This window comes from Streptomyces sp. NPDC107454 (assembly GCF_055582885.1).
Genome location: NZ_JBVJPA010000030.1, coordinates 47,571 through 70,058 on the forward strand (window position 1 = coordinate 47,571; position 22,488 = coordinate 70,058).

The 22,488-nt window shown below is 70.4% G+C and carries 18 protein-coding genes and 2 pseudogenes; 6 read left to right on the top strand and 14 right to left on the bottom strand.

From position 1 onward, the window contains the following. On the top strand, positions 1-446 hold a 446-nt coding region (locus ACZ69M_RS47455; protein ID WP_470059922.1), incomplete at its 5' end, for a YncE family protein. A 191-nt stretch (positions 447-637) separates the two neighbouring features. Here the strand turns inward: ACZ69M_RS47455 and ACZ69M_RS47460 are convergent. Continuing rightward, the gene (locus ACZ69M_RS47460) at positions 638-862 is read right to left on the bottom strand and encodes a hypothetical protein (protein WP_470059923.1); all 225 of its coding nucleotides are present in this window, start codon (positions 860-862) and stop codon (positions 638-640) included. Between the two features lie 305 nt (positions 863-1,167). On the opposite strand from ACZ69M_RS47460, the gene ACZ69M_RS47465 reads away from it, so the two are divergent. Continuing rightward, positions 1,168-2,232, top strand: coding sequence for a LacI family DNA-binding transcriptional regulator (locus ACZ69M_RS47465; RefSeq protein WP_470059956.1), 1,065 nt, complete (start codon positions 1,168-1,170; stop codon positions 2,230-2,232). On the opposite strand, the gene ACZ69M_RS47470 is transcribed toward ACZ69M_RS47465, so the two are convergent. From ACZ69M_RS47470 to ACZ69M_RS47485, 4 genes are read right to left on the bottom strand one after another with little or no spacing between them, the layout of a single operon-like run. Continuing rightward, the gene (locus ACZ69M_RS47470) at positions 2,195-3,583 is read right to left on the bottom strand and encodes a glycoside hydrolase family 32 protein (protein WP_470059924.1); all 1,389 of its coding nucleotides are present in this window, start codon (positions 3,581-3,583) and stop codon (positions 2,195-2,197) included. The two genes, ACZ69M_RS47465 and ACZ69M_RS47470, sit on opposite strands and share 38 nt — an antisense overlap. Further along, a complete protein-coding gene (locus ACZ69M_RS47475; protein ID WP_470059925.1) occupies positions 3,580-4,434 on the bottom strand; it encodes a carbohydrate ABC transporter permease in 855 nt (284 codons plus the stop codon). The genes ACZ69M_RS47470 and ACZ69M_RS47475 overlap by 4 nt, the downstream gene beginning before the upstream one ends. Positions 4,435-4,447: 13 nt before the next feature. Further along, positions 4,448-5,398, bottom strand: coding sequence for a carbohydrate ABC transporter permease (locus ACZ69M_RS47480; protein ID WP_470059926.1), 951 nt, complete (start codon positions 5,396-5,398; stop codon positions 4,448-4,450). Further along, positions 5,395-6,804, bottom strand: coding sequence for an extracellular solute-binding protein (locus tag ACZ69M_RS47485; RefSeq protein ID WP_470059927.1), 1,410 nt, complete (start codon positions 6,802-6,804; stop codon positions 5,395-5,397). Before ACZ69M_RS47485 ends, ACZ69M_RS47480 begins: the two co-directional genes overlap by 4 nt. A 172-nt stretch (positions 6,805-6,976) precedes the next feature. Here ACZ69M_RS47485 and ACZ69M_RS47490 point away from each other — a divergent pair, with 172 nt between their 5' ends. Next, complete coding sequence (locus ACZ69M_RS47490) at positions 6,977-8,560, top strand: glycoside hydrolase family 32 protein (protein WP_470059928.1); 1,584 nt, start codon at positions 6,977-6,979, stop codon at positions 8,558-8,560. A gap of 387 nt (positions 8,561-8,947) precedes the next feature. On the opposite strand, the gene ACZ69M_RS47495 is transcribed toward ACZ69M_RS47490, so the two are convergent. Continuing rightward, on the bottom strand, positions 8,948-9,400 hold the full coding sequence (locus tag ACZ69M_RS47495) for a hypothetical protein (RefSeq protein ID WP_470059929.1): 453 nt from the start codon (positions 9,398-9,400) through the stop codon (positions 8,948-8,950). A gap of 184 nt (positions 9,401-9,584) precedes the next feature. On the opposite strand from ACZ69M_RS47495, the gene ACZ69M_RS47500 reads away from it, so the two are divergent. Beyond that, positions 9,585-10,898, top strand: coding sequence for an MFS transporter (locus ACZ69M_RS47500; protein ID WP_470059930.1), 1,314 nt, complete (start codon positions 9,585-9,587; stop codon positions 10,896-10,898). Between the two features lie 30 nt (positions 10,899-10,928). On the opposite strand, the gene ACZ69M_RS47505 is transcribed toward ACZ69M_RS47500, so the two are convergent. From ACZ69M_RS47505 to ACZ69M_RS47530, 6 genes are all read right to left on the bottom strand, one after another. Beyond that, entirely contained in the window at positions 10,929-11,711 is a 783-nt protein-coding gene (locus tag ACZ69M_RS47505) for a class I SAM-dependent methyltransferase (protein ID WP_470059931.1), read from the bottom strand. Continuing rightward, positions 11,708-12,655, bottom strand: a complete 948-nt coding sequence (locus ACZ69M_RS47510) for a hypothetical protein (protein ID WP_470059932.1) — start codon at positions 12,653-12,655, stop codon at positions 11,708-11,710. Before ACZ69M_RS47510 ends, ACZ69M_RS47505 begins: the two co-directional genes overlap by 4 nt. Beyond that, positions 12,648-12,989: a hypothetical protein gene (locus ACZ69M_RS47515; RefSeq protein WP_470059933.1), complete on the bottom strand. Its 342-nt coding sequence runs from the start codon at positions 12,987-12,989 to the stop codon at positions 12,648-12,650. The genes ACZ69M_RS47510 and ACZ69M_RS47515 overlap by 8 nt, the downstream gene beginning before the upstream one ends. Positions 12,990-13,032: 43 nt before the next feature. Next, positions 13,033-13,620, bottom strand: coding sequence for a DUF5825 family protein (locus tag ACZ69M_RS47520; protein ID WP_470059934.1), 588 nt, complete (start codon positions 13,618-13,620; stop codon positions 13,033-13,035). After that, positions 13,602-15,527, bottom strand: a complete 1,926-nt coding sequence (locus tag ACZ69M_RS47525; RefSeq protein ID WP_470059935.1) for a RiPP maturation radical SAM C-methyltransferase — start codon at positions 15,525-15,527, stop codon at positions 13,602-13,604. The genes ACZ69M_RS47520 and ACZ69M_RS47525 overlap by 19 nt, the downstream gene beginning before the upstream one ends. A gap of 620 nt (positions 15,528-16,147) precedes the next feature. Then, positions 16,148-19,024 carry an AfsR/SARP family transcriptional regulator gene (locus ACZ69M_RS47530; RefSeq protein WP_470059936.1) on the bottom strand — a complete coding sequence of 959 codons (2,877 nt, stop codon included), beginning with the start codon at positions 19,022-19,024 and terminating at the stop codon, positions 16,148-16,150. 391 nt (positions 19,025-19,415) lie between these two features. On the opposite strand from ACZ69M_RS47530, the gene ACZ69M_RS47535 reads away from it, so the two are divergent. Both ACZ69M_RS47535 and ACZ69M_RS47540 read left to right on the top strand, forming a co-directional pair. Then, positions 19,416-20,087 (top strand): IclR family transcriptional regulator, encoded by a 672-nt coding sequence (locus ACZ69M_RS47535; protein WP_470059937.1) that lies wholly within the window; start codon positions 19,416-19,418, stop codon positions 20,085-20,087. A 69-nt stretch (positions 20,088-20,156) separates the two neighbouring features. Continuing rightward, positions 20,157-20,336 (top strand): annotated as a pseudogene (locus ACZ69M_RS47540) (transposase); the annotation flags it as partial. A gap of 107 nt (positions 20,337-20,443) precedes the next feature. Here the strand turns inward: ACZ69M_RS47540 and ACZ69M_RS47545 are convergent. Together ACZ69M_RS47545 and ACZ69M_RS47550 are read right to left on the bottom strand one after the other, a co-directional pair. Continuing rightward, the gene (locus ACZ69M_RS47545; RefSeq protein ID WP_470059938.1) at positions 20,444-21,337 is read right to left on the bottom strand and encodes a CHRD domain-containing protein; all 894 of its coding nucleotides are present in this window, start codon (positions 21,335-21,337) and stop codon (positions 20,444-20,446) included. An 897-nt stretch (positions 21,338-22,234) separates the two neighbouring features. Beyond that, a pseudogene (locus tag ACZ69M_RS47550) lies at positions 22,235-22,480 on the bottom strand (integrase core domain-containing protein); the annotation flags it as partial. Between the last annotated feature and the right edge of the window lie 8 nt (positions 22,481-22,488).

Below are 22,488 nucleotides of genomic sequence, written 5' to 3' on the forward strand. Positions count from 1 at the left end.
GGCGCCGGGTCTACGTGACCAGCTTGGGATCGGACTCGGTGTCGGTGATCGACACCGCGACGAACCGCACAGTAGGCAGCCCCATCCCCGTCGGCACCCGCCCCGCGGGGGCAGCCGTGTCCCCGGACGGGCGCCGGGTCTACGTGACCAGCTTGGGATCGGACTCGGTGTCGGTGATCGACACCGCGACGAACCGCACAGTAGGCAGCCCCATCCCCGTCGGCGCCCGCCCCGCGGGGGTGGCCGTGTCGCCGAACGGGCGCCAGGTCTATGTGACCAACGGAAGCTCGAGTTCGGTTTCGGTGATCGACACCGCGACGAACCGCACGGTGGACAGCTCCATCCCCGTCGGCGCCCGCCCGGCGGGGGTGGCCGTGTCGCCGGACGGGCGCCAGGTCTACGTGGCCAACGGGAGCTCGAGTTCGGTTTCGGTGATCACGTTCTAGAGGACGGCCGAAAGTCAGGACTGTGCCCCGGTCGATTCTTCGGACCAGCGGCGTGGCCCTCCGCCCGGAAAAGGGAAACTTCGCGCGGGCAGGACGCCGCGAAGCGGAGTGCTTCGTGGCGGCGTGAGGCCACTGGTCGGCGACAGCACCAGTTCTGGTGAAAACGCGAGGTTGGTGGTGGTTGCCTCATGTCATGGCGGGGTGCAGCCCGGCGGATCCCAGATGCGGTTGTGGTTGCTGTCGTAGTGGTAACCCGTGCAGGAATCGTGCGGTGCCGCGTTCGGCGATTCCGCCATGGACGTCGTTTTCTGAGGCACCGCCTCGGCGCTCACCATGCCCACCGTGCCGGCGAGCAGCACAGCAGTGCAAGACGCTCCCACGATGTGCCGGATGCGCTTCCGGGTACTTGTCGCCATGATGATCTCCCTTTGGGTGAATGAGCCACGCACCCACCAGGGTGAGAGTTGGTCATAACGGTGTCAAACGACCATCGGGGGAAGTTCCGTCCTGAAACGTCAGGTGGGAGGTGAGCCGCGCCCGGTCCTGCCTGGCCCGGCCCGCGTCACTTCACTGGGCCGGCGTGTGCCTGTATTGACTACTACTGATCAAATCGGACGCCCACGCCGCGGTGCCCTGAGGATCTCCCGTGTGCCGTGGCGCTCCCCGCGGATAGGGTGGACGGTGATCGACAGGGGCGGGCTGGGTGAGGGCGGCGGACGGCGTGGGCGGTGCCGAGGAGAGCAGGAGCACGGGCACCGGGCGCCCGACGTCACGGGACGTCGCCCGGCTCGCCGGCGTGTCGCACACCGCGGTGTCCTTCGTGTTCAACGGCCGAGCCGAGGGCAACCTCTCGCCCGCCACCCAGGAGCGCATCCGGCAGGCCGCGGCCCGGCTGGGCTACCGCCCCGACCCGGTGGCCCGCGGTCTGCGCCGTCGCCGTACGGCCGTGATCGGGCTGGTCACCGATGAGATCGCGTCCTCGCCGTTCGCCGGTCGGCTGCTGCGCGGCGCCATGGAGACCGCCTGGGGCAGCGACCATCTCGTCCTCACCGTCGACTCCGGCGGTGACCCGGCCAAGGAGGACGCGGCCGTAGCGGAACTGCTCGACCGGCGCGTGGACGGCATCATCTACGCGGCCATGTCACTGCGCCGGGTCCGCGTCCCCGAGGGCCTGCATCGCACCCACTCCGTGCTGGCCAACTGCCTGCCCGAGGACGACTCCCTGCCCGCCGTGGTCCCTGCCGAGCGCGCCGGTGGCCGTACCGCGGCCCGGCTGCTGCTCGGTGCGGGCCACCGCCGGCTCGCCGTGATCGGCGGTCTGGACGACATCGCCTCGGTGGAACGTACCCGCGGCTTCCGGGACGCGCTGCGCGCCGAGGGCGTCACCGTGCCCGCGGAGTGGATCGTGCGCGGCGGCGGGGAGATCTCCGCGGGATACGCGGGGGCGCTGCGCCTGCTCGACGGGGCCGGGCCGGGCCGTCGCCCCACTGGCGTCCTGTGCTACAACGACCGGGTCGCGGCGGGTGTCCTGCACGCCGCGGCCCGGCTCGGGATCGACGTGCCCGCCGATCTGTCCGTGGTCGGTTACGACGACCAGGAGCACATGGCCGCGTTCCTCACACCGCCGCTCACCTCGGTCGCGCTGCCGCACCGGGCGATGGGCGAGGCGGCGGCCCGGTTGCTCCTGGACGCCATCGAAGCCGGCCGTACGCCGCCCGCGACCGTCCGGCGCCTGGCCTGCCCTGTGGTCAGCCGCGCCTCCGTGGGTCCGGCGCCCATCCGGTGACCCGGGCACCCGGCCCGTCGACGACCAGTTCGGCGATGTCGCCGGGGCACCGGTAGACGCGCTCGGTGACCATGGCCCGTTCCGCGACGAAGAGTTCGAGGAGCGAGCCGTCGACGAGCAGCCGGAGCGCGAGTTCCGGCCCCTTCGGCACGTGCACGGTGATCGGGGCAGAGCCTTCCCTGCCGGTCCGGGGCCAGGCGCTGCGGTCGAGGACGACGGTCCCCGAGGCGGGGTCCGCCCGGACGGTCAGCTCCCGGCCCGCCGCGCCCCGGAGCAGGCTTACCGTGGTCGGTTCACATGCGGTGACCGTCAGGTCGTACGTGTGGGGAAGCGGAACCCGGCCCGGCGCGGTGACGAACGGCTCGGCCGGGCGCAGCAGGTCGAGTTCCGGGGCCGGACTCACACGCAGTGAACCGTCGGGGTGGATGTCGACGACCCGTGGCGCGGTGAGTATGCCTGCCCATCCGGCCCGGTGTACCTCCTCCTGCGGGCGGGCCTCCCACGACCAGCCCCACAGCAGTGCGCGGTCCGGCTCCTGGAGCACGGCGGGAGCGTAGAAGTCCCGCCCCTGGTCGAGCCGGCCGCCGGTGCGTGCCACGAGCCTCAACGCGCCCCGGCCGTCGGCCTGCAGACGGCCGGTCAGGTATCCGGTGGAGCAGGGATCTCCGTCCCACAGGGACACCAGGAGCACGTGGTCTCCGCCTGCTGTCCGGTACAGGTGCGGGCACTCCCAGCCCACCGACTTGTCACCGAACACGCTCACGGCCACCGGGTCCTTGCCGTCCAGCAGCACACCGGCGAACCGCCAGTCGGTCAGGTCGTCGCAGTCGTAGAGCAGGACCGACGGCGTGCCGTCGGCGTGCCCGGCCCCGACGAGGGCCCAGCGCCTGTCCGCGCGGCGGAAGACGAACGGGTCGCGGAACATCACCACGTCCAGTCCCGGCGGCCCTGCCACCACCGGTGTCGGCAGCGGCTTCCACTCGGTCAGCCGCTCGTCGTCCGGGTCCGCCGCCCGCGCCAGGCAGATGGTGCCGAGTCCGGTGTGGTGACGGTCGATTCCCGTGTATACGGCGGTCGGTGTGCCGGCGTCGTCGATCACGCAGCCCGACCAGCAGCCGGCCTCGTCGGGGCCGCCGGGCGTCGGGGTGAGCGCGATCGGGTGGTGCTCCCAGTGCGCGAGGTCGGCGCTGGAGGCATGACCCCAGTGGACGTTCGCGTGCACCGGTGCGTCGGGGTTGTGCTGGTAGAAGAGGTGGTAGCGGTCCCGCCAGCGGAACGGCCCATTGGGGTCGTTGATCCAGCCGGCGGGCGGACGGACCCTGAAACGCGGCGCGTTGGGGTCATTGCTCAACGGTTGACTCCTGCCGAGGTGATGCCCTCGCGCAGAGGGCGCTGGCCGACGACGAACACGGCGACGGCTGGGAGCATCGAGAGCACGACCCCGGCCAGGACCACCGAGATCGACCCGGTGCCGAGGTTGCCCTGCAGGGAGACCAGACCCAGCGGAAGCGTGTAGTTCTGGCTGGAGGTCTCCAGGATCAGCGGGCGGAAGAACTCGTTCCAGTGGTAGTTGAAGGCCAGCACGCCGACGATCGCCAGGCCGGGTGTGGCCAGCGGCGCGTACACCGAGCGGAAGATCCGCCAGGGGCCCGCGCCGTCCAGCATGGCCGCCTCGCCCAGGTCCTTCGGCATGCCGAGGAAGTACTGGCGCATCAGGAAAGTGCCGAAGGCCGTCGGGAAGGCCGGGATGATCAGGCCGAGGAGCGTGTCGGTGAGGCCCATCGACTTCAGCACCAGGAATACCGGCACGATGGTGACCTGCAACGGCACCATCATGGTCGCCAGGACCAGGCCGAAGAGCGGCTTCTTGAAGCGGAACTCCAGGCGCGCGAAGGCGTATCCGGCCAGGCCCGCCGTGATCATCTGGCCGACGGCGATCAGTGCCGTCACCAGTGTGGAGTTCAGGGCGAGCAGCCACACGTCGATCTGCTGGAAGACCCCGCGGTAGGCGGCGGTCGTCGGGTGCGTCGGGATGATCTGCGGGGGCAGGTCGAAGGACTGGGCCGGAGTGCGCAGTGAGGTGGCGACGGTCCAGATGACCGGGCCCAGCGTCAGCAGGGCGCACACGGTCAGTGCGGCGATCCGGGCCCAGGGGGTGAGTGAGTGACGTACGCGACTCAGGGTCGGGGTTGCTTGGCTCATGCGGCTCACCGGCTCACTGGTAGTGGACGAAACGCCGGCTGAGCCGGAACTGGAGGGCGGTGACCGCCATGATCAGTGCGAAGAGCAGCACGCCCACCGCGGATGCCTCACCGAAGTCGAGCTGCTCGAAGGCCCTCTCGTAGATCACCATCACCACGGTGCGGGTGGCGTCGCCGGGTCCGCCGTCGGTGAGGACGTAGGGCTGTTCGAAGACCTGCAGGGCATTGATGATGCCGACCACCGACGCGACGAGCAGCGTCGGCGACAGCAGCGGCAGGGTGATGCCGAGGTGCTTGCGCAGGCCGGTCGCGCCGTCGAGAGCGGCGGCCTCGTGGATCTCCTTGGGGATGTTGTTCAGACCGCCGACGAACAGCAGGAACGAGAAACCGAACTGCTGCCAGACGTAGACCAGGATCACCGTGGCCATCGCCGCGTGCTCCGAGGTCAGCCAGGGCACGGGCGCGACGCCGACCAGGCCGATCAGCCAGTTCACCACCCCGAAGTCCTGGTTGAACAGGTACTTCATCACCACCGAGATCGAAGCGGCGGACAGCACCAGCGGGAAGAAGAACGCCGAACGGAACACCGACCGCAGCCACACCGGCATCCGCCCGTCCAGCGCGAGCGCCAGCGCCAGCGCGATCAGCAGTTGCAGCGAGACCGCGAGGACCATGAACAGGAGCGTGTTGCGGAAGGAGACCAGGACGGTCGAGTCCGTGAAGGTGGTGCGGTAGTTGGCGCCGCCGGCGAAACGGGGCGGGTCGATCACGTTCCAGTGGAACAGGCTCAGCACGACGGACCCGGTGATCGGCACGACCGTGAAGACGACGATGCCGACGACCGTGGGCGCCAGGAACAGGACGGACAGCAACCGGGCGCCGCGGTCGCGGACGGAGGGCCGCGCGGCGGCGGCGGGTGGCGTGGCGGGCCGCGGACGTACGGCCGGGACCTGGGTGTTCGTCATACCTCACGCTCCATGGCCTGCTCCAGGGCGCCCTGCATCCGGCGCAGCGCGGGACCCACCGCACGCGGCGAGGCCAGCGCGGTGCCGGTGTACTTGAGCAGGACGTCGGTCACCTCGGCGACCTGCGGCGGCGCGGGGATCGGGCCGGTGTCGGGAAACCGGTCGAGGGTGTCGTAGAAGACCTGCCAGTGTGCCGGGCCGCTCGCGGCGTAGCGTGCGGCGTTCAGCATCGAACGCCGGGCCGGGGTGGTCTGGTTGCTCTGGAACAGCCGGGTCATGGTGTCCTTGCGGGCCGCGTATTTGATGAACTCCCAGGCGGCTTCCTGCTTCTTCGAGGTGCGCAGCAGGGCGTAGCCCGCCGCGCCGAACTGGTGGCGCTGGGTATGCCAGCGCGGGAAGTACTGCACGTCGTAGTCGGCGGCACGCATGCCGGCCAGGTGCAGGCCGCCCGCCCAGAATCCGCCCGCCGGTGTGACGCCGACGCGGCCGGTGGAGAACACACCGACCAGATTGCTGCCGTTGCCGCCCTCGGGCCGGGTGCACAGGTTTTCCTGGACGAGGGAAGCGAGATAGTCGTACGCCTCCTCGACCCGGCCGTCGGTGGCCTGCGGGGTCGTCCAGCGGAAGCCCCCGCCGCGCCCCTGCCGGTCGGCGGCCGGGTAGAAGGTGTCCCACAGCCAGGAGCCGCCGGGTGCCTTCGACTCCTTCAGCAGGTTCGTGCCGTTCGCGAAGAGCCAGGGCACCACGCCGCCCCACAGCCGGTTGGTCCAGAAGTACGGCGTGAAGTGCGCGTCGCCGGCACGTTTCATCTCCCGCAGCAGCGCGGTGAAGTCGTCGCGGCTCCAGTCGGCCGCCGGGAAACCCGCGCCTGCCCGTTTCAGCACCTGCTTGTTGAGGTACATGTCGGCGGCGTTGAACTCCATCGGCAGTTGGTAGAGGTGCCCCTCGTACATCATCGACTCCACCAGCGAGGGGTGGACGTCGGCGAAGTACTCACGCAGCTCCGCCGCGTCCCGCCGCACCCAGCGGTCCAGGGGCACGCCGAGCCGCCGGGCGAACAACTGCACGCCCTCGGTGGCCACATACACCAGGTCGGGGGCGGTGCCTGCGGCGATCTGGGTGAGGATCTTCGCGAAGAAATCCGACCAGTCGACGGCCTGCACCGCATTCACCCGCAGCGGGATGTCGGGGTGGAGCCGGTGGAAGCCCTTGGTGAGGGCGTCGACGGTGGCCGGGTCGAAGGCGGAGCCGAGGGTGGCGACGACGAGGGAGCCGTCGTCACGGCCGGGGATGTCGGCTCCCGTGAGCCGGTCCCAGCTCGCGGCGGTCGCGGTCAGGGCGGCTGCTCCGGCCCCGTATGCGCCGTACCGCAGCAGCGTGCGGCGGGGGAGGTGCGAGTCAGTCATCAAACGGGCCTAACTCGTGTTAGATCAGGGTTGATGTCCCAGATGATGTGAACCTGGCAGCAGACCTGTCAAGGGTCGGGAACGCTTGACCTTTAACGAGTTAGGTCTACAGTCCTCGTTCACACGAGCCGCCACGGGCCCTCACGAGCCGCCATGAGAGGAACGATGCGTCATGCCCGGAACATCATGGTTTTCCAGGAGATCACTGTTCGCGGGATCGGCCGCGGGCACCGCCGCCGCACTGCTGTCCGCCGGAACGGCCACGGCTGCCCCGAAGCCCGAAGCCACGGCCAAGAACAAGACCAAGGCCGCGGCGAGCGGGGCGAGTTATCGCGCCGCGTACCACTTCACGGTCCCCGACCAGTGGAAGAACGACCCGCAGCGGCCCGTCTGGATCGACGGCGAGTACCACTACTACTACCTCTACAACGCCGACTACTTCACCGGTGTCGTCGGCACCGCGTGGCGCCTGGCCACCACCAAGGACCTGGTCTCCTTCGCCGACCGCGGGGTCGCCGTGCCCAAGGACACCACACCCAACGGCGATCTCTGGTCGGGTTCGGCGGTGGTCGACACCGGCAATACGGCCGGATTCGGCGCGGGCGCGGTCGTCGTCATCGTCACCATGTCCCCCGGCGGCGGCACCGACCACCAGGAGCAGTTCCTGTACTACTCGACCGATGGCGGTGTCACCTTCAGCAACTACGGGACCGACCCCGTCCTGCCCAACCCGGGCGTCGCCGACTTCCGCGACCCCAAGGTGATCCGCGACGAGGACCGGGGCCGCTGGGTGATGGCCCTCGCCGAGAACGACAAGATCGGTTTCTACCACTCCGACGACCTCAAGTCCTGGACGTACGTGAACGGTTTCGTCCACGACGGCATCGGCGTCCTGGAGTGCCCCGACCTGTTCCGCATCACCGCCGGCGACGGCACCGTGAAATGGGTGCTCGGCGCGAGCGCCAACGGGAAGAGCTCGGGGCTGCCCAACACGTACGCCTACTGGACGGGTTCCTTCGACGGCAGCGCGTTCACCGCTGACGCGAGCGACCCGCAGTGGCTCGACCACGGCTGGGACTGGTACGCCGCCGTCACCTTCGAGAAGCGGGACGCGAGCGGTGCGGTGGACGCAGCTGCCCGGTACGCGATCGGATGGGTGAACGACTGGGACTACGCCGGCACCACCCCCACCATCGACTGCGACGGCTTCAACGGCACCGACTCCATCGTCCGCGAGATCACCCTGAGGAAGGCATCCGACAACACCTGCTACCTCGCCTCCCAGCCCGTCGCCGGCCTCGACTCGCATGTCTCCCGCACCGTGAACCTGGGCGACGTGGCCGTGGACGGCACGAAGGTGCTCGACTACACCGGTATCTCCTACGAGGTGACGACCGAGATCACCTGGTCCCGACTCACCGGCGCAGGGCTCCAGCTGAGGCGCTCACCCGACGGCGGTCGGCACATCGATGCCGGGATCTACGCCGACTACGCCTTCCTCAACCGACGAGGCACGGTGAACGCCGACACGTCCGGCAAGTGGCAGGAGAGCCACACTCCGTTCGACCCGTCCGCCGGCACGGTGAAGCTGCGCATCCTGGTGGACCGCACGTCGGTGGAGATGTTCGTCGACGACGGCCGCTACGTGCACACCAGCCAGGTGTTCCCGTACCTGCTGGACACCCGGCTCGCACTGTTCACGATCGGCGGCAGCGCGGTGTTCCGCAACACGGTGATACGCGAGTTCTCGGTGTGAGGCCGGCCAGGGGCGCGGGTGCACACCATAGGCGTGAACCCGATCGGCAACACCGGAACGGGCCGCCCGGTCCTGGAAGGATCCGCGCTCCGCCCCGCTGACGCGGCGAAGCCGAACGTCTTCCGCGTCCGGGTCGTAAACCGGGCGAACGCGGCTCTCCGCGGGCCTTGCCCCGGCGGAGCCCCTGCGCGTGGGAAGGGGAATCCGCCGCGGGCGAGGACGAGCCCCGTTCGCGAGCCGGCGAGACCCTCCCGCGCGGCGCTTGCCTGGCTCCGTGGGGCCTGGTCAAGGCCGCGTCGAGGCCGCGAGGACAGGAGCAAACCGTGGTGCCGTGGTCGATGACCATGCTCATGAGCGGTCGCCCGGCCGGACGCCGCCCGGCCGGCTTCAGACGGCCGGCACCGCGAGCGCGATGAACACTCCCGGCCGCACCTGGAGTGCCCACCCCCGCTCCACCAGTCGTTTCGCCTTCGATCGCAGTCCCTCGGCCTTCGCCGGGATGGCCTCCGGTCCCAGCGCGACGGCCAGGTGCCGGCAGCGCATGCCCTCCCGGCCCGCTTCGGATTCCAGCACCGACAAGATCCGCCGGCAGTCCGGCACGAGAGCTGTTGCCGCCATGCCCGTCTCCCGCCGGGGCACCGCCGAACCCGTCACCGCGCTTCCCGTCGGCTCCGTGACCATCGAAGGCGGCCCGGCCGGCACCTCGGTCGCTGTCACCCGGGCATCCACCAACCGCTGAAGCCCGCGTTCGGCCTCACCGAGCGCGGCCTGCACCCGCTGGGCCTCCTCCTGCAACCGCGCGATCTCCTCCCGGACCCTCTTCTCCCTGGCCTCCAGCAAAGGTCCTCATCCAGGAACGCCGGCACGACGACGCCGTCCTGCTCGCCGCGCGCCTGTCCTGACCGCGCCCACGCTGTGGATGCGATGACGGATTCGGCCAACTAGCCTCGTTCTGAGGCCAGTTGGTGCGTTCTTGTCTGCTCATGGGTCGACACGCTTCGGTGGGTGGCTGTTACGTTGGACCGTGGCCCCACACGACGGACCGGAAGCCGATCCACCAGGGCCGGAGCCCACCCCGCTGTGGCGAAACCGGGACTACAACATCTGGTGGTCCGGAGTGGCGGTGTCGAGGCTGGGCACCAGCGTCTCCACCCTGGCGTTCCCGTTGCTGGTCCTGGCTTCCAGCGGGTCCGCCGCCGCTGCCGGGGGCGTCGGCACCTGCGGCAGTGTCGGTCTGGTGGCCGGTCTGCTGCCCGCGGGGGTGGCCGCCGACCGCTATCCGAGACGTGCTCTGCTGATCGGGTCCTCGCTGGTCCAACTGGCCGCCATGGGTGCCGTCTTCTGGATCGTGGCCGCCGGGCACCTGTGGCTGCCGCTGGTCGCGGCTGCGGCGCTGGTGCAGGGCCTGGCGTCGGCGGCGTTCGCCGGCGCGGCGGCACCGCTGGTGAAACGCATCGTCCCCGCGTCCCAGGTCAGGACCGCCTTCGCCCGGGTGGAGGCACGTGACTACGGGGCCCAGCTGGCCGGAGCACCGCTCGGCGGGGCGCTGTTCTCATGGGCACGCTGGGCACCGTTCCTCGTGGATGCCCTCTCTTTCGGGGCCGTCGCCCTCGCCTGCCTGTTCCTGCGCACCCCCCTGGGGCCCGACGCCGGCGACGGGCCCCCCGGCCGCCGTACGCTGCGCCGCGACCTGGGCGCGGGGCTGGCGTTCATCCGGGGCAGCGCGTTCCTGCGGTACGCGCTGGTGTGGATGGCGCTGATGAACCTGTTCTTCACCGGAATCGGTTTCATGTTCATCGTCACGTTGCGGCACCACGGTGCGTCGCCCTCGCAGATCGGCGCGGCCGAGTCGATCGCCACCGCATGCGGCCTGGGCGGTGCGCTCGCCGCCGGATGGGTCGTGCGGCGTCTTTCCGGCTACCGGATCATCCTGATCGTCTCCTGGATGGTCGCCGCGGGCGTCGGCGGGATCGTGCTGCTGGCGTCCCGGCCGTGGCTTGCGGCCCTGTGTCTGGGCGCGAGCATCCTCTTCGTGACTCCGCTGAACGTCGTGTTCGCCAGCGGCATGGTGGCGATGGTTCCGGACGCGATGACCGCACGCGTCATGACATCGGCGAACATGGCCTCGCAGTCGTGCGGCTGGCTCGCCCCGGTGGTGTGCGGCGCGCTGGCGGACGGTCTGGGAGTCCAGGTCCCTCTGATCGCCATCGCTGCCGGCCTGGCGCTGCTGGCGGTCGCCAACCATGTCGTGCCGGTCGTGCGCCAGTTGGGCGAGCCGCCGGAAGGCGGCGGGGAACCGGGGCCCCGCACCGGCCCGGACGGGCAGGCCGTCCTGTGAGACGGGCCGCCGGCCCGGGGCTCGGTGACGTCACCGGGCGGCAAAGGCTCCCACGACCAGGCAGGTGTAGTCCACGCCGATCTCCCCGCCTTCCTCGGCGTCGAGGAAGACGGCCACCTCGCCCAGCAGCCGGTGCCGCAGCGCCTCGGGCAGGGCGAGGTGGCGGCTCTCGGTGGCCAGCAGTGCACAGAACTGCCGGGAGGTGAGACGGGTCTGCCAGGGCACGGTGGTCCTGGTCACGTGCCGAAAACCGTGGGATCGCAGTTCCTCGGCGTAGCCGTCGAGGTCGGACTCCGACAGGGAGAGCCGGCCGCCCGGGCCGGCCGGCAGGCCGCCGGGGAGGACGGAGGCGTAGACCTCGTTGAGGCGGGGCGCGTTGCGCAGCGCGTAGGAGCCGAAGTTCCAGGCGAGCAGGATCCGGCCGGCCGGGCCGAGGCACCGCGCCGCCTTCTGTGTCCGTTGTCCGGGGCGCAGCCAGTGCCAGGCCTGGCCGCACGCCACGAGGTCGAACCGTCTGCCGCCCGGCTCCCATGTCTCGAACGGGCCGACCTCGACCGCCAGCCCGCCTGCCGAGGCGACCTCCGCCATCCGTTGGTCCGGCTCGATTCCGGTGACCTGGTGGCCGAGTGCCGTCAGCGCGGCCGCGAGCTTGCCGGTTCCGCATCCGATGTCGAGTGCGGTGCCCGGCGGGCCGGCGTCCAGGGCGGCCAGGGCCCCGGTGAGGGCTTCGAGGGGGTATCCGGGCCGCAGCCGGTCGTAGTCGTGCGCGCGGGCGCCGAAGCTGGTGGGCGCCCACGCCGCCTGGTCCGTCACGTCAGTCCTCCGATCAGGGTCACGAACGTGTGCTGCGGAAGGAAGAGCACATAGGTGCCCACCGAGGCGAGGCTGAAGGGTACGAGGCGTTTGGGCAGGAGCGCGGTGAAGGCGGCGTGCGTGAGAAGGCCCAGGAGCGCGCCCGCCGGCCAGGTGGCCGGGAAGATCAGCAGGAGAGGGAGCGCGGCCTCCACGGCGATCGTCGCCAGTGAGGGCAGGAGCCAGCGGCGGGTGGCGAGCGAGGGGTCGGCGGTGGCGAAACGGCGTGTGAACCAGTCGGGAAAATAGTATTCGCGCCGTCCCGGGGGCAGTTCGTCGCGCAGGGAGGCCAGTTGCTCGAACATCTTCTGCAGAGTGTCCCCGCTGGTGAACTGGCGGGAGGCGGCCTTGAACCAGGCGCTGCTCCAGTACACCTGGAACATCAGCACGACGGCGGCGGCCTGCGGCCAGGAGGGTCCTGTGGGCCCGGGTGCCCGCGCGGGATCGAAGAACGCGGCTGGGGACGGGGCGTCCAGCAGCGACTGCAGGCTCAGATAGGCGTCGGCTCCGGAGGCGAAGACGAAGGGGACGCACATCATGCCCAGGAAGAGGATGTTGAACTTGCGGTCGAAGGTGAACTCGAACATGCACCAGGCGGCCACGACTCCCGCGGCGAGCGGGGTGAGGACCCCCGCCAGCAGGCACAGCACCGCCACGGCCCGGGCGGCGTAGAAGACCTTGAACGCCGTAGGGCTCAGCAGCACCTTGACGGCCATGTCGTCCTGCTCGTACCGCCAGCGCACCAGTGACTTGGGGTGGAGGTCGAAGAACCGCGCCATGCCGTAGACGTGGTCGGCGGTGATCTTCCACAGCAGGGCGGCTGCCAGGATCAGGCGGAAGCAGCACAGCGCCGGTCCGGACGCCGTGCCGTGGACCGGGAAGGCGGTCGGCAGCAGGTCATGCACGCACGATCCTGCCGTTTCTGACCGCGATCCTGATGTAGCCGAAGGGCACCAGGAGTACGCCGTCGCCGACCACGCGCAGGTCTTGTTCCTCGTCGAGGTAGCGCACCAGCGAGGCGAGCGCGTCCGCGGAGCCGAAGTGGTCCTGGCGCAGTTCGTACTCCCAGGGGCAGACGGGCCGCCCGTCGCGTATGTCGTGCAGGCGGGCGCGGTAGCCGCCGATGTGGGAGAACATCGCCCAGGAGCCGAAGGACCCCGGTGCGGTGAAGAATCCGCGCCACACCAGCCAGGCCAGGGCTGCGCAGGCGAGGGCCGCGGCCGCGACGTCATTGACCATGCCGGCTCCTTGGGGAGGTCGGGTCAGGAGGTGGGGGCACCGGTCACAGGACCATGGACGGGACGGGCCACCGGTCGATGAGGCAGGGGGCCCACCAGTCGAGGCCGCCGAGGTCCAGTACGAGGTGTTCGGCGCGCAGCGCGGCGAGGACGTCGGGATCGGCGCCGCTCGCCTGCTGCTCCAGCAGGGTCACGGCTTGCACGTATGCGGGCTGGAGCAGGTTGAAGCGTTGCAGCACGCCGTCGCGCCGGTCGCGGATCTGTACGAAGCCGGGGCCTCGGCGCCAGACGCAGCGGCCGATGTAGAACCGGTTGCGCCACTCGGTGAGGCGTTCGGCCGGGCGGGCGCCGTCGAGGGAGGCCGGGGGCTGAAGGTGTGTCAGGTGGCGTGTGGTCAGGGCCGGATCGGCGCGCCGGCCGGCCCGCAGGTGCCAGCGCACCAGCAGGCCGCGGGCGGTGGCGACCCGCACGAAGTCGAGGGCGTGCAGATCGCGGGGGGTGGGCGAGCTGAGGTTGACGGGCTCGTGGAGTTCGGCGTAGCGCACGCCGCGCGCGTACAGGTCGTGTACCTGCTGGGCGGGGAGCGGGCTGTCGGAGGTGGCGGACGGCGGGGTCAGGAGATCGTCACGCATGTGGGCTCCTCGGCCAGTTCCAGGGCCAGTTCGGGTCCGCCGCTCTGTGAGTCGCGCCGGATGCGGCACAGCAGCTGGTTCTCGTCCTCGGTGGCGAGGTGGACGGCACGGTCGGCCTCGACGAAGATCAGTCCCTGTCGTCGCCAGTCGCCCAGCAGGGCCTCGATGCGGTTCTCGTCCCAGGCGTGACCGCTCTGGGCGGCGCGGTGTGCCAGTTGAGCGATGGACCTGGGGTCGTGCAGGGCGCGGAACAGTTCGGTCTCGACGGGGTCCTCCAGGGTCATGGACCGCCAGGAGAAGCCCGGCCGGGAGTTGGTGAGCGTGATGCGGTCGCCGGCGTCGGTGTAGGACAGGCTGCTGCGGATGTAGTTGTCGGCCCATTCCTGAAGGGCTTCGGCGAGCCGTTCGGCGAGCTTGCGGTCGATGCCCCGGGCGGGGGTGTCGAACAGGTAGGCGAGGTCGGCCAGTTCGGCCTCCGGGAGGTCGTAGGTGATCCGGTACTGCGGGTTCGGGCGCCGGTCGGCGAAGCCCAGCTCGGGGCGGTCGAAGTAGGGGCTGAAACGCTCCAGCGCGATCCTGTTCGCTCCGGTGCTGGGGTGGAGGTGGTGCAGGGCCGGGAACTGCTCGATGAGGGGCAGGTAGTCGTCCTGGGTCTCACCCGGGAACCCGTACAGGTAGTTCCACGCCACCGACAGTCCGTGGGTCTCGGCGTCCCGGAGGAACCGGATGTTGTGGGTGCCGCTCACGCCCTTGTCCATGATCTTCAGTACGCGGCTGCTGAGGCTCTCGATGCCCGGCTGGACACTGACCACCCCCGCCGCACGCATCCGGGCGATCTGCGACAGCTTCATGTTCGACTTGACCTCGTACTGGATGCGCAGGTCGTAGGGGGCGTCGGCGAGCTTGTCCAGGACGGAGTCGAGGTAGGACATCTCCAGGATGTTGTCCACGGCGTAGAAGTCCAGTACATGGTGGCGCCCGGCGAGCGTGAGGATCTCCTGCAGATAGGTGTGCGGGCTCTTGCTGCGGAAGGTCATCGCCGAGCCGTTGAGTCCGCAGAACGTGCAGTGGTGCTTCTCGCCCCACCAGCAGCCGCGCGCGCCTTCGACCACGAGCACCGGCTCGTACCAGGACTGCACGCGCGAGCGCCTGAGGCGCTCGAAGTAGGCGTCGAAGTCGGGTGCGGGGATCTCGGACGGCGCCAGGAGCCGGTCGGTGGACGGGTTGCTCACGCTGGCGCCGGCGTCGCGCCGGCACAGGCCGGGTATGTGCGAGGTGTCCGGCTCGCCGTCGGCGCGAAGGGCCTCGACCAGTTGGGGGAACGTCCGCTCCGCCTCGCCGCGTACGACGTAGTCGAGGAAGTCGAAGTTGCGGTGCAGCGCCTCCCCCTGGGGGCCGTCGCAGTTGGCTCCGCCCATGACGGTCGTCGTGTGGGGGGCCAGTTCCTTGATGCGGCGCAGCAGTGCGAGTGACGCCACGTTCTGCTGGAACGTGGAGGTCGCGCCCACGAGATCGGGACCGTCGGCGACTATCTGGCGTGCGGTGGCTTCGATGAAGTCGGGAACGATCCGGTGCAGTCGCAGACATGTCTCCAGCTGGTTGTCCGTGATCTTTCCCCTCAGCCCGGCGGTGAACTCGTCGACCCGCCACGAAGGGTCCTTGTAGAGGGCGGAAGAGAACACCCAGTCGCCGCATCCCAGAAAATAGCTGTGCAGGGAGAAAAAGCTGAACTCGGGGGCGCCGAGCCCCCCTTGCTGGTCCATCCAGTCGGCGAACTCGATGTTGGCGTAGACGGTCTTCGTCTCGATTTCCGGGAATGTGTCCGCGATCCTTCGCGAAAGGATCCCGAGTGCGAGCGAAGGGGTTGCTGTCGTGGCCCACGGCATGCAGACCAGCGTGATCTTCATATGCCCTCCGGCGTGAGCCCGTGTCTCCCGGGCGGAAGCACGGAGCAAGGCTTGGGAAACGAGGCCGCGCTGGTCAGAAGGTGACGTACACCATCACCGATATCACCGTCGAATCGACGTCTTCACGGTTTTCCATCTGCGGGTTGTTGTGCACAACGGTCTTCTCCATGGCGCTCCTCCCCCCGGCCGCTCGGTGGTGACGGGGCGGGCATGGCATTCGGCTCGCCCCGGCGAGGCGGCCCTGCCATGCCGATGTTCTTTGAACGCTTCCGGTGCGGCCCGGAGATCCGGGTCGCACCGGAAGCGTCGAGAAGGACCCCGCGGGAATCCGGTCGGGGTCCTTCTGGACAGCGTCAGAAACTGACGCTGACTCCCACTGTGACCAGGGCAGAATCCGGATCGTCGATCTGCGGGTCGTTCTCCACGACGGTCTTCTCCATGATGTTCCCTCCCCTCCGCCGCTCGATGGAACCGGCACTCGAAAGGTGCGAAACCAGCGCCAGCGCGTCGTCACTCCTTCGGAAGTGTGGTGGGCGTGGAACGGCCTGTCGTGCCCTGTTCCACTCAGCGGAACCGAAGTCCCGAAACGGCCCGTCCGCTGCCCCATCCGCTGCCCCGGCCTACTGGGGCCGGACCGGGATGTGGCCGGACGGCCTGCCGGAGGTGGCCGCGGAGCTCAGGCGGCCGAGGATCTCGGCGCGCAGGAAGTCGTCGTCGGGCAGGCCGAGTTCGCCGGTGAGGGACAGGGCCCGGGTCCAGGCGTCGCGGGCCGCGTCGGGCTGGTGGGCGCTGTGGTGTGTGTCGCCGAGGCAGAGCAGGCAGGCGGCCTCGCTGTGGCGCTCGCCGGTGACGCGGAACAGCTCCGCCGCCTTCCGATAGCAGTCGACCGCCTGCTGGTAGCGGCCCAGGTGGTGATGGATGTAGCCCAGGCTGTCCAGGATGTGGGCCTGCCCGTCCACGTCCCCGGCCTCGTGCGCGAGTTCGAGGGCCTGCTCGCAGTGTGCCAGCGCGCCGAGGTGGTCGCCGAGGTTGGCCTGCCGCCAGCCGATGTGGTTCAGCGCCGCGGCCTGTCCCGCCCGGTCGCCCGCCGTCCGGTAGTGCTCCAGGCTCCGGTACGCGTGCTCGAGCGCCTGCCGGGGGCGGCCCTGTGCCCCCGACATCCGCGAGAGATGCTGATGGGTACGGGCCTGCCCCGCGTCGCTGCCCAGCGTGGCGAACAGCTCCAGTGCCCGCAGGTAGTGCTCCCGGGCCGGGCCCGGGCGCTTCAGCCGGTCCAGCGCCAGCCCCAGACCGCGGTAGGAACCTGCCTGTCCGGCGAGGTCGCCCTCGCGCCGGGCCGCCGCCAGCGCGCTGCGCCCGGCCGCCAGCAGGGCCTGCCAGTATCCGTGCCGGTCCAGAAAGCTGGTCAGCACCGTGACCAGCCGCCACACATGGCCGTCGAAGTCCGGCGGGGGCTGCCGTACGAGCTCCAGCAGCACCGCGTGCTCGGCGACGAGCCAGGCCCGTGCCTGCCCGTAGTCGGCGGGCTCCTCCACGTTGGACCCCGGCGCGGCCGGCCCCGTCGCCACCGGATGGGGCTGCGGGGTCACCAGTACATCGGCCGCCCTCGCGGTGTGCAGGTAGTGGTCCATCATCCGGTGCAGCGCCGCCCGCCGCAGCCGCTCGCCGTCGTGGGCGGCCGTCAGCTCCCCGGCGTACACCCGCAGGAGGTCGTGGAACGTGTAGCGTCCCGGTACGTGCTCGACCAGCAGGTGCCCGCCGGTCAGTTCACTCAGCAGTGCCCGGGCCCGTTCCGGTGACACCCCCGCCAGCGCGGCCGCCGCCGCCTGTCCCACGTCCGGCCCCGGATGCAGCGCCAGCAGCCGGAACATCCGGGCCGCACCGGTGCTGAGCGCGCTGTAGGACCAGGAGAACACCGCCCGCACCTGGCTGGCCTCCTCTCCCCCGTCCAGTGCGTCCAGCGGGCCGCCCGCCTGCCGCAGTTCATCCGCCAGCGCTCTGAGCAGCCTGCCCGGCTGTACGGCCGCACGGGCCGCCACCACCGCCAGCGCCAGCGGCAGTCCCGCGCACGAGGCGACGATGTCCGCCACGGCCTCCGGCTCGGCCGCCACCCGTCCAGCCCCGAGCCGCTCCACCAGCACGTCCCGCGCCGCGTCCTCACTCAGCGAGTCGACCGCCAGCAGATGGGCGCCCTCCGTCACCGCCAGCCCGGTCAACCGGTTCCGGCTGGTCACCAGCGCCATGCAGCCGACCGCGCCCGGCAGCAGCGGACGGACCTGTTCCTCGTCCCGCGCGTTGTCCAGCACCACGATGATCCGCCGCCCCGCCAACAGGCTCCGGTACAGGCCCACTTGGGCCTCCAGGCCCGGCGGCACCCGCTCGGGCCGCACCCCGAAGGCGTCCAGAAACCCCCGTACCGCCTCCGTCAGAGGCACCGCCGCCCCCTGCGGATCGAAGCCCCGCAGGTTCACATACAGCTGCCCGTCGGGGAACGCGCCTGCCACCCGGCGCGCCCAGTGCACCGCCAGCGCCGTCTTCCCGACCCCCGCCATGCCCGACACCGCCGAGATCACCACCGCCGCGGATTCTCCCTCCGCCGAGGCGAGGATCCCCGCAAGGCGGGCCAGCTCCTCGTCACGGCCGGTGAACCCGCGTACGGCCATGGGCAGTTGGGCGGGACGTTCGCCCGCTCGCGCCACCGCGGACGGCGGCCGCACCGGAGGCTTGGGCCGCGAAGCGGACTCGGACCGGTGGCCCCGCAGGACCGCCTGGTGCAGTTGCCGCAGCGCCGGTCCCGGATCCGTACCCAGCTCCTCCGCCAGCCGCTCACGGACGGCGGCGTAGCAGTCCAGTGCCTCCGCGCTGCGCCCGGTGTGGTGCAGCGCCCGCATCAGTGCTTCGGCCAGGGGTTCCGCCAGCGGATACTCACCGAGCAGACCGGTCAGCGGGCCGATGACGGACGCGGGATCACCCAGGCGCAGCTCCGCGCGGGCCCACCCGACGGCGGCGTCCTGGCGCTGCCGCCGCCAGGCCTCGCGCATCCGCGCCGCCCACTGTCCCTGCAGACCGGACAGGGGGTCTCCGCGCCACAGGCCGAGCGCATCGCCCAGCAGCCGCGCCGCCCGCGCCGGGTCGGTCCGCTCCACCGCCCGTGCCTGGTCGATCAGTTGCCGCAACCGGTACACGTCCACCTGGTCCGGACGGGCTTCCAGCAGGTACCCGCCCGAGCGCCGCACCACGCGTAAGGGCTCTCTCGCCGTCTCGGCGGCCTGTTCGCACATCCGCCGGATCCGGGCGACATGGGCGTGCACCGCGGTCCGCGCCCCGCCTGGCGCACGTGTGCCCCAGACCCGCTCGATGACCACGTCGACGGCGACGGGCCGGCCGACGTCCACCGCCAGGGCAGCCATCACCGTACGGCGTTGCGGCGGGCCCACCTCCACCACGTGGCCCCCCACCGACAGTTCCACAGGACCGAGCAACTGCACGTCCACCATGTCGTCTGCCTCCCCTCCGGGAAGCGTCCTCCCCTGGGCGACAAGCATTCGACAAGGTTTCAAGCCACACTCCAGTGCCAGTCTGCTGGGGTGCGGTCGAACAGGCGGGCGAGGACCGCGCCTCGTCCGGGCACGGCGACAGGGGCCGTCGCCTGCCGGCCGCGCAGCGGGCGGACGGAAAGGCGGGAGCGTGACCGGACGTGGAGTGATCGCACCGGGGATACGGGTGGCGGTGCAGCGGGCGGAGGTCATGCCGGGGAATCTTCCGTCGCCGCCACCGGCACCGGCACCGGCACCGGCACCGGCACCGGCATCCGAGTCTGCGGGTGCGGCCGCGGGCACGGCTGCCACGGCTGGTGCGCCTTCGGCGGCGGGCGTGGGCGGACGGAGCGTGCTGGAAGGTGCTTTCGCGTTGCTGGAAGCGGTGGAGCGGGCCGTGGAGGCCGGGCCGACCAGGCTGGCGTCCGAATGCGGGCTGCCCAAGACGACCGCGTACCGGCTGCTGGAACAGCTGGCGGACCTGGGTGCGCTGGAGCGGTGCCGCGGGAGTTACCGGGTGGGCCTGCGGATGTTCAGCCTCGGGCGCGAGTGGCAGCCGCATCCCCGGCTGAGGTCCGCCGCGAGGGAACCGGTGCGGCGTCTGGTGGAGATCACGGGTATGACGGTGGGGATCGCCGTGCTGTGGAGGGGCGAGACCATGATGGTCGAGTGGTGTCCCGGCGAGGCGGAGCAGCCGGCCCCGCTGCGGACCGGTACGACCTGGCCGTGGTTCACCGCGGCGGGCAAGGTGCTGGTAGCCGGGGCCCGTCCGCATCCCCTGCTGGGGCCGCTTCCCGCGTCCTGGCTCCAGGAGGCCGCCGCGATCCGGGACCGGGGTGCCGCATTCGACCAGGAGGAAGTGATGAGCGGGGTGTGCTGCACGGCGGTGCCGCTGCTTGGAGCGGACGGCGCCCCGGTGGCGGCCCTCTGCGTCCTGACCGATCCCGCGCACCGCTTGGAACGGCTGGCGCAAGCCGCCCGGCGGACCGGCCGCGTGATCAGTGTGGGCCTGCGCGGCCGGTGAACCGGAAACCGACGGACCGCCGATCTGTGGGCTGATCCTTCGGGGTGGACGCCCTGGCAGTGGATCTTGATGGTCCGGGGAGGGAGGTCCGGGTGGGACGCCGGTCTCCGTATCCGGAATCCGGAGGAGTTCCGCAAGGACGCCGTCGCGCTGTGCCGCGCGTCCGGCGGCACGCGCACGTACGCGGCGGTGGCCGCGGATCCCGGGATCGCCGGGGAGACGCTGCGCACATGGGTCCACAAGGACACACCGTTCGCCGGGACTTCATCTGATCCCTCCGTGGCTACTACGGTCAGAAACATTGCCTGATGTCTCCAGGCGTAGGGAGCGCCCCGGGTGTTGCGCGGGGTGAATGGTCAGGTAGTGACGGGGCCGCACAGGAGAGGCTGGAACATCGCGGTGGGCTTCTTGTCCTTGGACAGGATCTGAGAGCCGTCGCCGAGGTGGATGTTGAGGTAGGTTGCGCCGGTCAGCCGGGCGGACTGATCGGGGACCTTTACGGTCTTGTCGATGACGCCTTGGTCATCGGCGGTAAGGTCTCCGAGCATCACCAGGACCGGGCCTTGCTTGGTGCACGTGCCCTGGTGCAGGTGCGCCGCGTGCCGGGAGTTCGCTGCCAGTCCGGTGGCCTTCACCTTCAAGGTGTAGGTCTTGGTGGCGGCGTCGTAGGCGACGGTGGCGTCGCCCTCCCGCTTGGTGGAGCCGACAGGCTGCACCTTCACCGGTGAGTTGTCAGGCTTACCGCTGGGCAGCGGCACGCACGCGATCGGTTCCCTCTGCTGCTGGGAGTCGCCGTCGCTCAGCCGTACTACCAGGACCGCGTTGTCGGGCAGCTCCCGAAGTCCTGACTGTGTGCTTTGGACGGTGGTCTTGAGGTTGCCGAAGTCGTCGCCGGTGACGGTCGGGAAGGACACCAGCGCGGAGTCGGACTTCGGTTGGGCGCAGCTGCCCGGCACTATGTCGACAGCATGTCTGATGCCGGGTGCGAGACCGGTGATGTCGAACGCGGCGGCGACCTTTCCGTCCGGCAGGCCGAGTTTGACTGTGCCGACCGGCTGGGCCTTGACTGCGACCTTCGCGGAGGAGAAAGCACCCTTGGACGCGGCCGGCGAGGCGGAGTCAGCAGCCAGCGGCGAGGCCGAGGCGGACGCCGACGGCGAGGACGCGGACGAGGACGAGCAGGCGGTAGCAGCCAATGCGGTCGCTATGGAGAGGACGGCGAAGGTCGCACGCCGGATGGCTGTGGACATGGGGATCCCTTACTTCGGCAGTGTGGGTGTCAGCGGCTCGTACGAGCAGGGTCGGCAGACCCGTTCCCGCTGTGATCGCAATAGGGGGTTTTGCCTGTTTTGGCATGTTGTGCGCGCGTCCGCAATGGAATCCACTCCACTGGTCGCGGCATGCGGGATGACGGTGCCATCTCGCTGCCGTCAGGCGACGCACCCCTCGGCGTGTGGTTCGTGCAGCCGGTGTTGCAGGACGGAATGGGGGTGCGCGGGCGGTCTGACGGGCGTGAGGGAAGGTGCAGAGGGAAGAGGACTTCTTCCAGGCGGCCGCGTGCACCACAGCCGTCTTGGTGACCACCCCGTCGAGGCCGAAAAGGCAGGCCACGTTGCCTTCGGGCAGGCTGAGCTCAGTCATACGGCACCTTTCCCACGGCGCGGCGTTGAGAAGGGTCGAGTGCCACAGCCGACGTGCTGTTCGGCGAACAGGGTGTGTCCCTGTCCGCATCCGTTGCGTGGTGCGGGAGGAAGCGGTGCTCATGGGCGACTGTCGGCCCCGCACCACCCGCCACCCGTGCGAGCACACCCCCAGGCGTCTCGCTTGCCCTGTCAAAACTGCCGCACGACCCGGGCCGGACGGTGTCCCCCGAGCGGAGGACCAGCCGGTGGACCCTGCTCATGTGCGCGCCTCTTGCCGGGGTCTACGACCGGTGTGGCGGGGCTGTTGTGGTCGTCGGCGGACTACGGAGAAGCGGCCGTCGAAGGTGACATGAAAGGTGTTGAGTGCGGTCTTCCAGCGTCTGATCCTGCGGATCCGGCCTTCACTGGTCGGATCGAACGGCAGGCCGCAGGCGGACTTGGGGGTGACCTGCCTGTTGGGGGAGCCTCTTCTTGAGGCTCAACCTCGGGAGTGGACACCGGGTTTCATGCCACGAGCGACAGAGTGGGTGATGAGATCAGCTGTTGCCCGAACTCGGCTGGAGTGAGGTGGCCGAGGGCGGAGTGGCGGCGGCGACGGTTGCAGCAGGCCGGCCGGCGGAACAGCTCCAGCCGTGTCTGCGCCTTCGAGGTGAGGCGTCGTTCGTGGAGCAGTTCCCGTGTCAGGCCCTGGAAGCACGACTCGGCCAGGGCATTGCCGTAAGTCGATGCCGGTGGCCGGATACGGCCACGTCGAGCCG

Coding starts and splice junctions, on each gene's coding strand:
- ACZ69M_RS47460 (WP_470059923.1), bottom strand. CDS start 862: ATGGCGACAAGTACCCGGAAGCGCATCCGGCACATCGTGGGAGCGTCT.
- ACZ69M_RS47475 (WP_470059925.1), bottom strand. CDS start 4,434: ATGAGCCAAGCAACCCCGACCCTGAGTCGCGTACGTCACTCACTCACC.
- ACZ69M_RS47480 (WP_470059926.1), bottom strand. CDS start 5,398: ATGACGAACACCCAGGTCCCGGCCGTACGTCCGCGGCCCGCCACGCCA.
- ACZ69M_RS47485 (WP_470059927.1), bottom strand. CDS start 6,804: ATGACTGACTCGCACCTCCCCCGCCGCACGCTGCTGCGGTACGGCGCA.
- ACZ69M_RS47490 (WP_470059928.1), top strand. CDS start 6,977: ATGCCCGGAACATCATGGTTTTCCAGGAGATCACTGTTCGCGGGATCG.
- ACZ69M_RS47515 (WP_470059933.1), bottom strand. CDS start 12,989: ATGGTCAATGACGTCGCGGCCGCGGCCCTCGCCTGCGCAGCCCTGGCC.
- ACZ69M_RS47520 (WP_470059934.1), bottom strand. CDS start 13,620: ATGCGTGACGATCTCCTGACCCCGCCGTCCGCCACCTCCGACAGCCCG.
- ACZ69M_RS47525 (WP_470059935.1), bottom strand. CDS start 15,527: ATGAAGATCACGCTGGTCTGCATGCCGTGGGCCACGACAGCAACCCCT.
- ACZ69M_RS47530 (WP_470059936.1), bottom strand. CDS start 19,024: ATGGTGGACGTGCAGTTGCTCGGTCCTGTGGAACTGTCGGTGGGGGGC.
- ACZ69M_RS47545 (WP_470059938.1), bottom strand. CDS start 21,337: ATGTCCACAGCCATCCGGCGTGCGACCTTCGCCGTCCTCTCCATAGCG.